This is a genomic window from Rhodanobacteraceae bacterium (assembly GCA_024234055.1).
In the GTDB taxonomy this organism is placed as follows: domain Bacteria; phylum Pseudomonadota; class Gammaproteobacteria; order Xanthomonadales; family SZUA-5; genus JADKFD01.
This window is the reverse complement of the sequence record JACKOW010000008.1, coordinates 18,807-32,474: the sequence shown is the minus strand read 5'-3', so window position 1 is coordinate 32,474 and position 13,668 is coordinate 18,807. Positions and strand designations below refer to the sequence as shown.

At 64.9% G+C, this 13,668-nt stretch carries 12 protein-coding genes; 10 read left to right on the top strand and 2 right to left on the bottom strand.

Translation table 11 applies throughout. From position 1 onward, the window contains the following. Nucleotides 1–14 precede the first annotated feature (14 nt). On the bottom strand, nt 15–452 hold the full coding sequence (locus H7A19_13860; GenBank protein ID MCP5475914.1) for a hypothetical protein: 438 nt from the start codon (nt 450–452) through the stop codon (nt 15–17). 393 nt (nt 453–845) lie between these two features. Here H7A19_13860 and H7A19_13855 point away from each other — a divergent pair, with 393 nt between their 5' ends. The 8 genes from H7A19_13855 (at nt 846) to H7A19_13820 (ending at nt 9,842) form a co-directional block, all read left to right on the top strand. Further along, the gene (locus H7A19_13855; GenBank protein MCP5475913.1) at nt 846–3,011 is read left to right on the top strand and encodes a S46 family peptidase; all 2,166 of its coding nucleotides are present in this window, start codon (nt 846–848) and stop codon (nt 3,009–3,011) included. A 38-nt stretch (nt 3,012–3,049) separates the two neighbouring features. Then, nucleotides 3,050–4,321: a hypothetical protein gene (locus H7A19_13850; protein MCP5475912.1), complete on the top strand. Its 1,272-nt coding sequence runs from the start codon at nt 3,050–3,052 to the stop codon at nt 4,319–4,321. 261 nt (nt 4,322–4,582) lie between these two features. Beyond that, complete coding sequence (miaA, locus tag H7A19_13845) at nt 4,583–5,563, top strand: tRNA (adenosine(37)-N6)-dimethylallyltransferase MiaA (GenBank protein MCP5475911.1); 981 nt, start codon at nt 4,583–4,585, stop codon at nt 5,561–5,563. Nucleotides 5,564–5,947: 384 nt separating this feature from the next. Further along, complete coding sequence (hfq, locus tag H7A19_13840; GenBank protein ID MCP5475910.1) at nt 5,948–6,205, top strand: RNA chaperone Hfq; 258 nt, start codon at nt 5,948–5,950, stop codon at nt 6,203–6,205. Nucleotides 6,206–6,208: 3 nt separating this feature from the next. Beyond that, nucleotides 6,209–7,519: a GTPase HflX gene (gene hflX / locus H7A19_13835; protein ID MCP5475909.1), complete on the top strand. Its 1,311-nt coding sequence runs from the start codon at nt 6,209–6,211 to the stop codon at nt 7,517–7,519. A 167-nt stretch (nt 7,520–7,686) separates the two neighbouring features. Then, nucleotides 7,687–8,781, top strand: coding sequence for an FtsH protease activity modulator HflK (gene hflK / locus H7A19_13830; GenBank protein MCP5475908.1), 1,095 nt, complete (start codon nt 7,687–7,689; stop codon nt 8,779–8,781). Between the two features lies 1 nt (nt 8,782). Next, nucleotides 8,783–9,643, top strand: a complete 861-nt coding sequence (hflC, locus tag H7A19_13825; protein MCP5475907.1) for a protease modulator HflC — start codon at nt 8,783–8,785, stop codon at nt 9,641–9,643. Nucleotides 9,644–9,659: 16 nt separating this feature from the next. Further along, nucleotides 9,660–9,842 carry a DUF2065 domain-containing protein gene (locus H7A19_13820; GenBank protein MCP5475906.1) on the top strand — a complete coding sequence of 61 codons (183 nt, stop codon included), beginning with the start codon at nt 9,660–9,662 and terminating at the stop codon, nt 9,840–9,842. A gap of 265 nt (nt 9,843–10,107) precedes the next feature. Here H7A19_13820 and H7A19_13815 read toward each other — a convergent pair whose 3' ends face one another. Further along, on the bottom strand, nt 10,108–11,214 hold the full coding sequence (locus tag H7A19_13815; protein ID MCP5475905.1) for a PQQ-dependent sugar dehydrogenase: 1,107 nt from the start codon (nt 11,212–11,214) through the stop codon (nt 10,108–10,110). A gap of 357 nt (nt 11,215–11,571) precedes the next feature. Here H7A19_13815 and H7A19_13810 point away from each other — a divergent pair, with 357 nt between their 5' ends. Next, a complete protein-coding gene (locus H7A19_13810; GenBank protein MCP5475904.1) occupies nt 11,572–11,982 on the top strand; it encodes a hypothetical protein in 411 nt (136 codons plus the stop codon). Nucleotides 11,983–12,066: 84 nt separating this feature from the next. Beyond that, nucleotides 12,067–13,365 (top strand): adenylosuccinate synthase, encoded by a 1,299-nt coding sequence (locus H7A19_13805; GenBank protein MCP5475903.1) that lies wholly within the window; start codon nt 12,067–12,069, stop codon nt 13,363–13,365. Nucleotides 13,366–13,668 lie beyond the last annotated feature (303 nt).

Here is a 13,668-nt window from a genome sequence, read left to right as displayed (position 1 = left end):
GTTCCGACGGGTTATCAGGCGACGCGATTGGCCAGCCAGGCATCTTCAGCTGGCGCAACGTTTCCCGCCGATTCCTTGAGCAGGCGCATGGTCCGCATCACGGCGCGATGCATATCCTGCATCTCGCTGTAGGGCACATCCTTGGTCTCGTGATAGGCCACTGCCAGCCAGAGCGCTATGCCGCGCAGCTTCAGCGGCAGATTGTCGGACTTGATCCGGTCCAGCGCGATGGCGGTGCCATTGCCCCAAGGACTGTAGCGCTCCGGATTTTCGCTGGAGTACAGGTGTGGAACCGAGGCGGCGGCGGCGTTGGCAAATTCCTTCTGGGTCAGCGCAGCCAGAGCCCGCTTCTGATCCAGCGACAGCCCGGTGATCGCTTTCTCCAGGTCCTTCAGCTGGTTGCGCAGCGTGAGATAGCGCGCCAGGGCAAGGGTACGAAAAACAAACTTCATGACAGCGGCCTCGGGCCTGAGTTCGGTAGAAATGTTGACATGATCGGCGCTCGTTCAGCGGAAGCAAAATGCCAACCGGGTCACAAGTTGACGCAGAGTGTCACAAGAGCGCGTAGCGTGACGGCAGGAGCGGCTTCCGTCAAGACCCTGTGAGCGGGGAGCGAGGGCAGGAGGGCACGAGGGCAGGAGGGCACGAAAGATCAACAGCTCGCGAGGACCGCCTTTGCGTGCCCTCCTGCCCTCGTGCCCTTGTGCCCTCGTCTCTGCACTCACGTGCCCTCGTCCCTGCACTCACGTGCCCTCCGTCGCCGGGACTTTCGGCCGTTGAGCGGCTCTGGCACTTGCCGTACAGTCGCGCGCCCCATGCCTGCCCCAGACCAGATCATCGCGACCATGACCAGACTGACCCTGAGCTTTGCCCTGCTGATGGGTGTCGCCGCCCATGCCTTCGCTGTCGAGGGCATGTGGCAACCGCATCAGCTGCCGGCCATTGAGGCTGATCTGCAGCGCGCGGGAATCGAGGTCGATCCCAAGGAACTGGCCGACCTGACCCGCTATCCGATGAATGCGGTGATCAGTCTCGGCTTCTGCACGGCATCTTTCGTCTCGCCGATGGGTTTGGTAGTCACCAACCACCACTGCGCCTACGGCAGCATCCAGTTCAATTCCACGGCCGATCGCAATCTGCTGCGCGACGGCTTCCTCGCCCGCACCCTGGGAGAAGAGCTGGCCGGTGAACCCACGCTGCGGGTCTATGTGACCGAGTCGATCACCGAAGTCAGCGATCAGGTGATGGCCGCTCTGAATGCCGAACAGAGCGGCAATGAGCGCTACGCGGCCATCGATGCGAAGGAAAAGGCGTTGGTGGCCGAATGCGAGGCGCCCGGTGGCTATCGCTGCGACGTGTATGTCTTCCACGGCGGCGCCCAGTATTTTCTGGTCAAGCAGATGGAAATCCGTGATGTGCGCCTGGTGTATGCGCCGGCGGCGGCCATCGGCAAGTTTGGTGGCGATGTCGACAACTGGATCTGGCCCCGTCACACGGGAGACTTTGCCTTCTACCGCGCCTACGTCGGGCCCGACGGCAAGCCGGCCGATTACAGTCAGGCCAACGTGCCCTATCGCCCGAAATCGCATCTGAAACTGCAGCCGGCCGGCCTCAAGCCTGGCGATTTCGCGATGATTGCCGGCTATCCCGGCCGCACCAACCGCTATCGATTGTCGGCCGAGGTGGCTGATGCCATCAGCTGGCAATACCCGCAGCTGATCGAACGCTACGGTCGGCTGCTGGCGCTGATCGATCAACACACCCAGGGGCGTCCTGATGCCGCCATCAAGTACGCCAGCTCGGTCGCCAGTCTGAACAACGGGCTGAAGAACTTCCAGGGCAATCTGGACGGCTTTGCCAGGATCGATGCCGTTGCCACCAAGGCCGCCGAGGAGCGGCAAATCCTGAAATGGGCGAAGGCGCACGATCAGGCGGCCGGCGTCGACGGCTTCAAGGGTCTGAAGGAGCTGTTGGCCGAGACCCGCGCCACCCGCGACCGCGATCTGCTGCTGCAGCTGCTGGGCTATTCGGGGATGTACGCCTCGGCGCGCGATCTCTATCGCCTGGCGATTGAACGCGAGAAGCCCGATGCCGAGCGCGAATCCGGCTACCAGTCGCGCGATGAGCCCCGTCTGCAGGGCCGCTTGCAGCAGGTGGACAGGCGTTTCGATCCGCAGGTCGACCGCGCGCTGATGGAATATGTGCTGGGCGAGCTCATCGCCTTGCCGGCCGCGCAGCGCATCGCCGCCGTGGATCGCTGGGTGGCCGGTGATGCCGCCGAGCCCACGCCCGAGTTGCTGTCCGCCCGGCTCGATGCCTTCTATGCGCAGACCCGGCTGACCGGCAGCGAGGAACGGATGAAGTGGTTCAAGGCCGAGCGCAAGGCCATCGAGGCCTCCGACGATCCGGCTCTGGTGCTGATCCAGGCCCTGACGCCGTCCTTGCTGGAGATCGAGCGCCAGACCCAGGATCGGCAGGGTCGGGAGACCCGCTATCGCCCGGAATGGATGGCCACCCGAATCGCCTTTGCCGCGGCTCAGGGCAAGCAGATCTATGCCGATGCCAACAGCTCGCTGCGGGTCACCTTCGGCAATGTGCAGGGCTACAGCCCCAGCGATGCCGTCAGCTTCGAGGCCTTCACCGACCTCAACGGTATCCTCGAAAAGCACACCGGCGTCGATCCTTTCGATGCCACCGCCAAGCAGCTTGACGCCATCCGCGCCGGGGAATTCGGCCCCTACGCCGTCGACGGCACGGTGCCGGTGAACTTCGTCGCCGATCTCGACATCACCGGAGGCAACTCCGGTTCGCCGATCCTCAATGCCCGTGCCGAACTGGTGGGGCTGGCCTTTGACATGAGTTACGAGTCGATTGCTTCAGGCTGGTTGTTCAATCCGGCACTGACGCGTGCCATCGGTGTAGACCTGCGCTACATGCTGTGGGTCATGGATGCCGTCGATGGCGCCCATCATCTGCTGGAGGAGATGGGTGTGAAGCCCGCTTTCCAGTGAGCTCGCTCGCCGTCTGCGCTACCGACCGGGACTGAGCCATGGCTGGCGCGCAGTATCCCAAGGAGCTCGCCAACTGGGCGCTGGTCAGTGTCGGCATCGGCGCGGTCGAGGGGGCGGTAGCCGCCGCGCTGGTGCGTGCACGCTTTGCGGATGCGGCCTCGCCCTTGCTGGTCGATCTGGCGATGGCGCTGGTCGCCGGTGCGCCGGCCTACGCGAACCTTGCCAGTTTTCTGTTTGCGGCCCACCAGTTGGGTCGCGACAAGATCCAGTGGACGGTGCGCTGGCAGTCTTTGGCATTGTGTGCGGTGCTGGGGCTGGCGCTGGTGCCTGGCGGTTGGCCGGGATTGCTGGCGACGGTGTTGCTGGTGGTCACGGCCCGTGTGGCCTGGGTCGGTGTGATCACGCTGCGTGCCGTGGTCTGGCGGCGCAATTTCCCGGATGCGGCCAGGGCCCGGCTGGCTTCGCGCCTGTCGGCGCTGAATGCCATCCTGATGGCTGCCAGTGGCGCCCTGCTGGGCTGGCTGCTGGGCCATGCCCCCGGGGTCATGCCCTGGTTCTTCGTCAGCGTGGCCGGGATCGGCCTGTTCGGCGCCTGGCGCTATCGCCGTCTGCGGCTGCGCGGGCATGTCTCACTGCGGGAACGTGAACAGCAGGCGCGGCTGGATCGCGATCTGCGGCCCTCGCTGTCCACCTTCCGTCGGGTGCTGGCCGAGGACCCGGTCTATCGCCAGTACATGCAGAGCATGTTCCTGTTCGGTACCGGCAATCTGATGCTGCCGGCACCGCTGCTGATCGTGCTTGGCGAGCGATTGATGCTCTCGCCCTTCGAGCAGGTACTGCTGGTCGGCACACTGCCGCTGATCATGTTGCCGCTGGCCATCGGTGCCTGGGCGCGCTATTACGATCGGGTGCACATCATCGAGTTCCGCAGCGTTCATGCCTGGAGCTTTGTCTCGGCCAGCGTGGCCTTCGTCATCGGCTGCGCCGGCGGCGGGATTCCCTTTCTGGTGCTGGGATCGCTGCTGCTGGGTGTGGGCCTCGCTGGCGGCCAACTCGGCTGGAACCTCGGCCACAACGACTTCTCCAAGCCTGAGCAGGCGGCGCTGTACATGGGCGTGCACGTGACCCTGACCGGCATGCGCGGACTTGCCGCCCCGTTGATCGGGGTATCGTTGTACCGCGGCAGTGAATGGCTGTGGCCCGGCCACGGCCACTGGTCGCTGCTGCTGGCGGTGGCATTGAATGTCAGCGGCGCGCTGAGTTTTCTGCGCCTGCGGCGCGAATATCGGGCGCGCCGCGCGGCCTCCTGAAGAGCATTGGTCCGCCAAGGACGCAAAGGACGCAAAGGACGGGAAGGACAGCAGAAACAAATGAGGATTCAGATTGTTCGGTGAGAGTCCCTGGTGCCCCCGGCGGTGCGCTTGTCCGTACATCAAACAGGGGGCAGGGGGCAGGTATCCAACCACTACGCATGATCTGACTGTGCCCCAACGTGGGTCCCCTGCCCCCTGACCCCCGCCACTGATTGATCTGGCGCTTCCCTTCGCGTTTTTTGCGTCCTTCGCGGACAAATGGTCTTCTACGCAATATCCGTCCCAAGCCATCAACCGGAGCGAGCAGCCAGCGTGACTCCCCTGATCTGCATCGTTGGCCCTACCGCTGCCGGCAAGACCGAGATTGCGCTGGATCTGGCCGAGCGTCACGGCGCCGAGATCATCAGTGTGGATTCGGCGCTGGTCTATCGCGGCATGGACATTGGTACCGCCAAGCCCGATGCCGATCAGCTGGCGCGGGTACGGCACTGGTTGATCGATCTGCGCGAACCGGTGGACAGCTATTCGGCGGCGGATTTTGTCGTTGATGCCGAAGCCGCCATCGCCGATATCCAGAGTCGCGGGCGCATGCCGCTGCTGGTGGGTGGCACCATGCTCTATCTGCGGGCGCTGCTGCAGGGACTGTCGGATCTGCCGGCAGCGAATCCCGAACTGCGGGCACAATTGGCCGCGGAGTTGGCAGAGCGCGGCGCGGAGGCGCTGCATGAGGACTTGGCTCGCTGCGATCCGGCGGCGGCGGCGCGCATCCACCGCAACGACCCGCAGCGCTTGCTGCGGGCGCTGGAAGTCTTTCGGCAAACCGGCAAGCCGATCAGCGAGCTGCAGGGCGCATGGCAGCAGTCGGCGCGGCGTCCGGCGCGGCTGATCGCACTGGCCCCGCCGGACCGCAGTCTGTTGCACCGGCGCATCGAGCAACGCTTCGATGCCATGCTGGCCGCCGGTTTCCTCGACGAGATGCGTGAGCTGATGAGCCGCCCCAACATGCACCCGGACCTGCCGGCGATGCGCGCGGTGGGCTATCGCCAGGCCTGGGGCCATCTGGCCGGCGACTACGATCTGGCCCGTTGCCGCGAGTTGTCGATCTACGCCACCCGCCAGCTGGCCAAGCGCCAGCTGACCTGGTTGCGCGGCATGGCAGACGTTGAGTGGTTCGATCCGGCTGCCAGCGGCAGTCTGGAGGCGATCAGCGGCAGGCTGGAGCTGGCAGGGTTGCGCTGACGGCACGACCGGCGAGGGCACGACAGGCGAGGGCACGACCGGCGAGGGCACGAGGGCGGGAGGGCACGAGGGCACGCGAAAGCAGGTCTCCCGCGAGCTCTTGATCTATCGTGCCCTCTTGCCCTCTTGCCCTCTTGCCCTCTTGCCCTCTTGCCCTCTTGCCCTCTTGCCCTCTTGCCCTCTTGCCCTCTTGCCCTCGTGCCCCAAAAAAACCGCCTATCCGCGGCGTTCACGTCCGCTGACTGATAAACTCAGCCCAGCTTGCGGATTTGCGTGAGTCGTTTGTGCGGGATGGGCAGACGTCTCCTGTGACAGCGCGCTCGCCGGCTGGGCCGACAGGGCCTCGAAACACCCAAACCAACAACAAATAAAGAGAGGGCGGTCATGTCCCGAGGACACTCACTCCAGGATCCATTTCTGAATGCACTGCGCCGTGAACGGGTGCCGGTGTCGATTTACCTGGTGAATGGCATCAAATTGCAGGGGCAGATCGAGTCCTTCGATCAGTTTGTGGTGCTGCTGCGCAATACCGTCAGTCAGATGGTTTACAAGCACGCCATCTCCACCGTGGTGCCGGCCCGCAATGTGCGGATCACCGAGGGCACCGGATCCGAGGGCTCCGACGAGGAGCACGGGAGTTGATGCTTGTTTGAGCGTTCCAGGCGCGGCGAGCGCGCACTGCTGATCCTGCCCAAGCGCCACGGTGTCGATAACGACGCTGCGGCCGCCGAATTCCGTGAACTGGCTCGCTCTGCCGGCGCCGAGGTCGTGGCCGAATGCACGGCGCGGGTCGACAAACCGCATCCGGCGCTGTACGTAGGCACCGGCAAGGCCGAGGAGGCTCACGATCTGGTGCGCAGTCATGGCGCCGATCTGGTGCTGGTCAATCATCAGCTGACCCCGATTCAGGAGCGCAATCTGGAGCGCCTGCTGGAATGTCGGGTGGTCGATCGTGCCGGTCTGATTCTGGACATCTTCGCCCAGCGCGCCCGCAGCCACGAGGGCAAGCTACAGGTGGAGCTGGCCCAGTTGCAGCACATGGCAACGCGCCTGGTGCGCGGATGGACCCATCTGGAACGCCAGCGCGGCGGTGCCATCGGTCTGCGCGGACCGGGTGAAACCCAGCTGGAAACCGATCGCCGCCTGCTGGCCGAGCGGGTCAAGATCCTGCGCGCCCGCCTGAAGGCAGCGGTCAAGCAGCGCGAGCAGGGACGCAAGGCGCGCGAGCGCAGCTCGCTGCCGCAGATTGCGCTGGTCGGCTATACCAATGCCGGCAAGTCCACGCTGTTCAACGCGCTCACCGAATCCGATGTGTATGCCGCCGATCAACTGTTTGCCACGCTGGATCCCACCGTGCGCCGGGTCGGCGGCTATTCCTTCGGCATGGTGACGCTGGCTGACACTGTCGGTTTCGTCAGCGATCTGCCGCATGAACTGGTGGCGGCCTTCAAGAGCACGCTCACCGAAGCGCGAGAGGCCGATCTGCTGCTGCACGTGATCGATGGTGCCGATCCGCTGATGCCCGAGCACATTGCCGAGGTCGAAGCGGTGCTGTCGGAGATCGGCGCCGGCGATCTGCCGCAGATCCAGGTGATCAACAAGATCGATCTGTCCGGGGCCGAGCCGATGGTGGAGCCACTGGACGGGCGTATCCGCGCCCGCGTCTATGCCTCGGCCCTGACCGGAGCGGGGCTGGACGGTCTGCACCAGGCGATCGAGTCGGAGTTCGGCGCCGAGCGCATCATTCGGCGCCTGCATCTGGCCTATGCCGATGCAGGGCTGCGCTCCAGGCTGATGGCGCTGGGCGCGGTGCGCTCTGAAAACGATGTCGATGGCGAGGGCTGGGATCTCGACGTCGATCTGCCACGGCGTCTGGCGCAGCAGCTGGCAAACCTGCCGGGTCATCAGGGCGAATTGGTCCGCACGCAGTTGCTGGCGCCGGTCGAACAGGCATAGAAGCGCCGTGGCGGGCTGAGCGCTGCTGACGGCCTTGCTACAATCGTTGGTCTATCGTTGCATTGTCGCCACGGCTTGAGCTTTGGCCTGTGGTACCCATATCAACACGAGTCTTCAGAATTTCAATCAGTTGGAAGCTGCACAGGGCTTCCTCGGAGTAAGCGCGGATGGCATGGAATGAACCAGGCGGCGGACGTCGCAATCCCTGGGGAGACGGGGGCGGTGGCGGGGGTGGGGGCGGACAGCCGCCGGATCTCGAGGAAATGCTGCGGCAGATGAAGCAGCGCGTGGCGGCCCTGTTCGGCGGCAAGCCTTCGGGCGATGGCGCCGGCGGCAACAGTGGCGCGTCGGCCGGCGGTCTGGGCTGGCTGATCCTGGTCGTGCTGGTGGTCTGGGTGCTGGTCGACTCCTTCCACATCATCGACCAGCGCGAGCGCGGCGTGGTGCTGCGCTTCGGGAAGGCCGACCGCATTCTCGAACCCGGCCCGCGCTTCACGCTGCCGCGACCGATCGAGCAGGTCGAGCGCGTGGACGTGACCCAGGTGCGCTCGATGAGTTCGCGGGTGCCGATGCTGACCCGCGACGAGAATCTGGTGAACATCGATTTCGCCGTGCAGTACACGGTCAGCGACGCTACCCAGTTCCTGTTCAAGGTGCGCGATGTCGAAGAGACGCTGGCGCAGACGGCGGAAGCTGCCGTGCGTCAGGTGGTGGGCAGCCGCACACTGGATGATGTGCAGATCGGCAATCGCCTCGAGTTCACCAATGAGGCACGCGAGATCATGCAGCGATTGCTGAACAGCTACGAGGCCGGCATCAATATCAGCATCATCAACTTCCAGGACGTGACCGTGCCCGATCAGGTCAAGGACGCCTTCGACGACGCCATCAAGGCCCGCGAAGACAAGCAGCGCGCCATCAACGACGCATTGGCCTACGCCGCGGACGTGGTGCCCAAGGCCATCGGTCGCAAGGCGCGTATCCTGGCCGAAGCCAATGCCTTCAAGGAATCCGCCATTGCCCGGGCCGAGGGTGATGCCCAGCGTTTCTCCCTGCTGGCCGAGCAGTATCGGGCGGCACCGGAAGTGACCCGCAAGCGTTTGTATCTGGAAACCATGCAGGACGTGCTGTCACGCACGCCGAAAATCCTGATCGACGGTGAGAAGGGCAACAACATGCTGTATCTGCCGCTGGACAAACTATTCGTACCGCCGCCGCCCGAGCGCGCCGGTGCATCCGTGAGTGGCGGGGAGGGACGCTGATATGAAACATCTCATTCTTGCCATTGCCGTCGCGATCGTGGTGTTGATCGGTTCGAGCATCTTCACCGTGCGCGAAGACCAATACGCGGTGCTGTTCCGACTGGGTGAAATCCAGCGCACGGACTTTGAGCCGGGCCTGCATTTCAAGCTGCCCTTCGTCAACAACATCATCAAGTTCGATCGCCGCATTCTCTCGCTGGAAGGCAAGCCCGAGCGCTTCCTGACCTCGGAGAAGAAGGACGTGCTGGTCGATTCAGCGGTGAAATGGCGCATCGCCAACGTCAAGGACTACTACACGGCCACCCGCGGTGACGAGTTGCGCGCGCAGCAGTCGCTGGGTCAGATCGTCAAGGACCGCATGCGCGACGAGTTCAACAAGCGCACCTTGCAGCAGGTGGTGGCTGATCAGCGCGACGAGATGATGGCCAACCTGAAGAAGGTGTCCAATGTCTCGGCGGCAGCGCTGGGTATTGCCATTGTCGATGTGCGCATCAAGCGCATCGATCTGCCGGAGCAGGTCACCGGCGCCGTGTTCGATCGCATGCGCTCGGAGCGCGCCCAGGTCGCCAATGCGCTGCGCTCCAACGGTTCGCAGGAAGGCGAGCAGTTGCGTGCCGAAGCTGATCGCAAGATCGCCGTGACCCTGGCCGAGGCCGAGCGCGACGCCCAGCGCATCCGCGGTGAAGGCGATGCCCAGGCGGCGGAGATCTACGCCGCTGCCTACAACAAGGATCCGGAGTTCTACGCCTTCCATCGCAGTCTGGAGGCCTATCGCCAGAGCTTCAAGGCTCAGGGCAACATGCTGGTGCTCGATCCCAAGAGCGAGTTCTTCGAGTACTTCAACAAGGACAAGCAGCCTTGACCCTTGCGCTGCGCCCATGAACGATCTCTGGGCCGCAGCGGCGTTGATGCTGGTGCTGGAGGGCATCCTGCCCTTTCTGGCACCGGCGCAGTGGCGCGAAGCGGTGCAATCGCTGGCCGGCCTCAAGGACGGCCAGCTGCGCACAGTCGGCCTGGGCAGCATGCTGATCGGCCTGCTGCTGCTGGCCTGGGTGCGGTAGCTTCTTCTGCAGGTCCAGACTTGTCTGGACGCTTCTCCCGCTCTTGCAGGTCCTCGTCGTGCGGCGTAGCCCTCCCGCGGTTGCAGATCCAGCGCGGCCGCGCAGGCGCGCGGCCCTCCTCAAGGCCGCTTCGAGCGAGACATGGCGTTCCAGCCGGGGAGCCGCTGCGCGGCACCCTCGGCCTACCGGGACTGCATTGACCTGACTTTCCTTCGCGACCTTCGCGTCCCGCTTTCGCTTCGGCCTTGCCCACGTAGACCTGAAATCACGGCGTCTTGCGACTGACCCGCAGTACCTTGCCCTTGGGGGCATCGGTCAGCAGCCACAGCGCGCCATCGGGCGCCACGGTGACGCTGCGCAGGCGCTCGCCCAGGTCGGCGAACAGCACTTCTCCGTCCACCAGCTTGGCGTCCTTCAGGCGCAGTCGCTGGGCGCAGCGCGCAGCCAGGGCGGTCACCAGGAAATCGCCCTGCCACTCGGGAAACATTTCGCCGCGATAGATGACCATGCCGGAGGGTGCGATCGAGGGCGTCCACTGGTGCAGCGGCGAGACCATGCCCGCCAGCTCCGTATAGGGCGAGATCACCGCACCCGAGTAGTCCAGGCCAAAGGTGGCCAGCGGCCAGCCATAGTTGGCGCCCGGTTGGATCGCATTGAGTTCGTCGCCACCGCGCGGGCCGTGCTCGTGGGCGTAGAGCGTGCGGCCGGGGGCATCGAATTGCAGGCCCTGCACATTGCGATGGCCATAGCTGTAGATCTCCGGCAGCGCATCCTTCTGGTCGACAAAGGGATTGTCGGCCGGAATCGAACCGTCGCGGTTGATGCGCACGATCTTGCCCAGATGACTGTCCAGCCGCTGCGCCTTTTCGCGATAGTCGAAGCCGTCACCGAGGCCGATCACCAGCGTCCCGTCGCCCAGAAAAGCCATGCGCCCGCCAAAATGCACCGGCGTGTCCTTGCTTGGTCTGGCGCTGAACAGCACTTCACGATCACGCAGCTCCAGGCCGTCCAGCCGAGCGCGTACCACCTGGGTGCGGTTGGCCCGTGACCGACCCTGCGCCAGCGACAGATAGATCAGCTGATTGCTGGCGAAATCCGGGTCTGGCAACACCTCGAACAAACCGCCCTGGCCCTCGACAAAGGCCTTGGGCACGCCGCCGATGGCGCGCTCCTCGAGCTTGCCATCGACGATCAGGCGCAGGCGGCCGGCGCGTTCGGTAAGCAACGCCCGACCGTCGGGCAGAAAGGCCAGCGACCAGGGAAAGGCCAGCCCCTCCGCGACGGTGTCGATCTGGAACTCGACCTCGGAAGCACGTGCCTGGCCGATTCCGAAGCAGACAATCAGCAGGGCCCACGGCCAGAAGGTGCGCATCACGAACTCCGGATCAGGGGATCGGGAGGGACGATAGCAGGCGTGAGCAGCGTGGGGCGCGGGGACGGGTTTTCCAGCTCCTGTAGGTCCAGACTTGCCTGAACGCCTTTTGGTGAGGTGCCGGAAGAGCGTCCAGACAAGTCTGGACCTACAAGAGCACGAAGCCCGTAGCCTTCTCCCGAGTCCCGAGTCCCGAGTCCCGAGTCCCGAGTCCCGAGTCCCGTGCCCCGTGCCCCGTGCCCCGTGCCCCGTGCCCCGTGCCCCGTGCCCCGCTGCTGAGCCATACTCCGGTTCCCTCCCATGCCGAGCCCTGCCATGCGCTGGAAGAGATGGGCCCGCGCCGTCGCTTCCTGGCTGCTGGCGGTCGGGTGCGCAGCGGTGTTGGGTACGCTGGTGCAGACCCAGTTCAATCTGCAGGCCTTGATCGAGCTCGGCCTGGCCATCCCCCTGCCGGTGCGTTTGACCACCACCTGGCGGGATCTGATCGGCTTCACGCCGGCCTATGCGGCGATCGTGGCCGGTGGTTTTGTCGTGGCCATTCCCATCGCGACCTGGCTGCTGCGGCGCTGGCCGAGCCAGCGCTGGCTGCTGCCGGCAGCTGGCGCCGCGGCTATCCTGACCGCGCTGTGGTTGATGCAGTACCTGCTGCAGCTGACCGCGATCGCCGCGGCTCGGGATTCCTGGGCGGTGCTGGCTCTGGCCCTGGCTGGCGCTGCTGGCGGCTGGCTGTACCTGCGACTGCGCGTGCCTCCTTCGACAAGGAGCTGAACAAAGGTCTGCAGACAAGCTGGCCCCTGCGCCCGCTTTGCGTTAGCTTGCGCGGTATTCCTTTTCCATCTCCGAGGTCCAGTCGTGGCCAAGTCTGTTGTCGTGCTCGGTGCCCAGTGGGGCGACGAGGGTAAGGGCAAGATCGTAGACCTGCTGACCGAGCGCGTGCGCGCGGTTGCGCGTTTCCAGGGCGGTCACAACGCCGGCCACACGCTGATCGTGGGTGGCAAGAAGACCGTGCTGCACCTGATTCCCTCGGGCATCCTGCGTGAGGGCATCGAATGCCTGATCGGCAATGGCGTGGTGCTGTCACCCGAAGCGCTGCGTACCGAGGTCGCCGAACTTGAAGCCACCGGCGTGGCCGTGCGCGACCGATTGAAGATCAGTCCGGCGACGCCCTTGATCATGCCTTATCACGTGCAGCTCGATCAGGCCCGCGAAAAAGCCTCGGGCAAGGGCAAGATCGGCACCACCGGACGTGGCATCGGCCCGGCCTACGAGGACAAGGCCGCGCGCCGCGGCATCCGCCTGTCGGACCTGTTCTACGGCCAGGAATTCGCCGACAAGCTGCGCGCGGTGATGGATTATCACAACTTCGTGCTGACCGAATACTGGAAGCTGCCGGCCTGCGACTATCAGCAGGTGCTGGATCAGTCGCTGGAATTTGCCGACTTCGTGCGGCCGATGATGGCCGACGTGGCCGGCATCCTGCACAAGGTCCGGCGCGAGGGCGGCAATATCCTGTTCGAGGGTGCCCAGGGCAGTCTGCTCGACATCGACCATGGCACCTATCCCTATGTGACCTCGTCCAACACAACGGTCGGTGGCGCCTGTTCGGGTACCGGCGTCGGTGCCCGCGATCTGGACTATGTGCTGGGCATCATCAAGGCCTATGCCACCCGCGTCGGCGGCGGCCCCTTCCCGAGCGAGCTGGACGATGCCGCCGGACAGGGTCTGCGCGATCGCGGCCAGGAATATGGTGCCACCACCGGGCGTCCGCGCCGCTGTGGCTGGCTCGATGCCGTGGCCGTGCGCCGCACCGTGATGATCAATGGCATCGACGGCCTGTGCGTCACCAAACTCGATGTGCTCGACGGCGAGCCGGTGGTGCGGGTGTGCGTGGGCTATCGCTACCGCGGCCAGGAAACCGATATGGCGCCGCTGGATGCCGCGGGCTGGCATGAGTGCCAGCCAGTGTACAAGGACTTCGAGGGATGGACCGAGAGCACCCGCGGTGCCACCCGCTTCTCGGATCTGCCGCGCAATGCCCAGCGTTACCTGGAGGGCGTGCAGGAGCTGGTGCGCTGCCGCATCGTGCTGATCTCGACCGGCCCGGATCGGACTGAGAACATCGTGCTGCAGGATCCTTTCGCGGAGTTCTGATTGCGGTCAGGGTCACCGGGGGCACGAAGCGCCGGGTCCCCGGCGGATGCGCCGTTTCCTCATCCTCTGGCGTCATTGCGAGGAACGCAGTGGCGAGGCAATCCACTGCTTTTGAAGCTGTGATTCTGGATTGCTTCCCCCGGATCAAGTCCGGGGTCGCAATGACGCCGGCAGTTTCGGAATGGGACCGGTGGCTCGCAACGACGCCGACTTCTGTAGGTCCAGACTTGTCTGGACGCTCCTGGTGTCCGGCTGAAGAAGCGTCCAGACAAGTCTGGACCTACCAGAGCCCGCAAGCCGTAG

What these genes read in the sequence shown, in the direction of transcription:
- H7A19_13815 (MCP5475905.1), bottom strand. Translation starts at nt 11,214, where the DNA reads ATGCGCACCTTCTGGCCGTGGGCCCTGCTGATTGTCTGCTTCGGAATC.
- hfq (MCP5475910.1), top strand. Translation starts at nt 5,948, where the DNA reads ATGTCCCGAGGACACTCACTCCAGGATCCATTTCTGAATGCACTGCGC.
- H7A19_13860 (MCP5475914.1), bottom strand. Translation starts at nt 452, where the DNA reads ATGAAGTTTGTTTTTCGTACCCTTGCCCTGGCGCGCTATCTCACGCTG.
- H7A19_13855 (MCP5475913.1), top strand. Translation starts at nt 846, where the DNA reads ATGACCAGACTGACCCTGAGCTTTGCCCTGCTGATGGGTGTCGCCGCC.
- H7A19_13820 (MCP5475906.1), top strand. Translation starts at nt 9,660, where the DNA reads ATGAACGATCTCTGGGCCGCAGCGGCGTTGATGCTGGTGCTGGAGGGC.
- H7A19_13850 (MCP5475912.1), top strand. Translation starts at nt 3,050, where the DNA reads ATGGCTGGCGCGCAGTATCCCAAGGAGCTCGCCAACTGGGCGCTGGTC.
- hflC (MCP5475907.1), top strand. Translation starts at nt 8,783, where the DNA reads ATGAAACATCTCATTCTTGCCATTGCCGTCGCGATCGTGGTGTTGATC.
- hflK (MCP5475908.1), top strand. Translation starts at nt 7,687, where the DNA reads ATGGCATGGAATGAACCAGGCGGCGGACGTCGCAATCCCTGGGGAGAC.
- miaA (MCP5475911.1), top strand. Translation starts at nt 4,583, where the DNA reads ATGGTCTTCTACGCAATATCCGTCCCAAGCCATCAACCGGAGCGAGCA.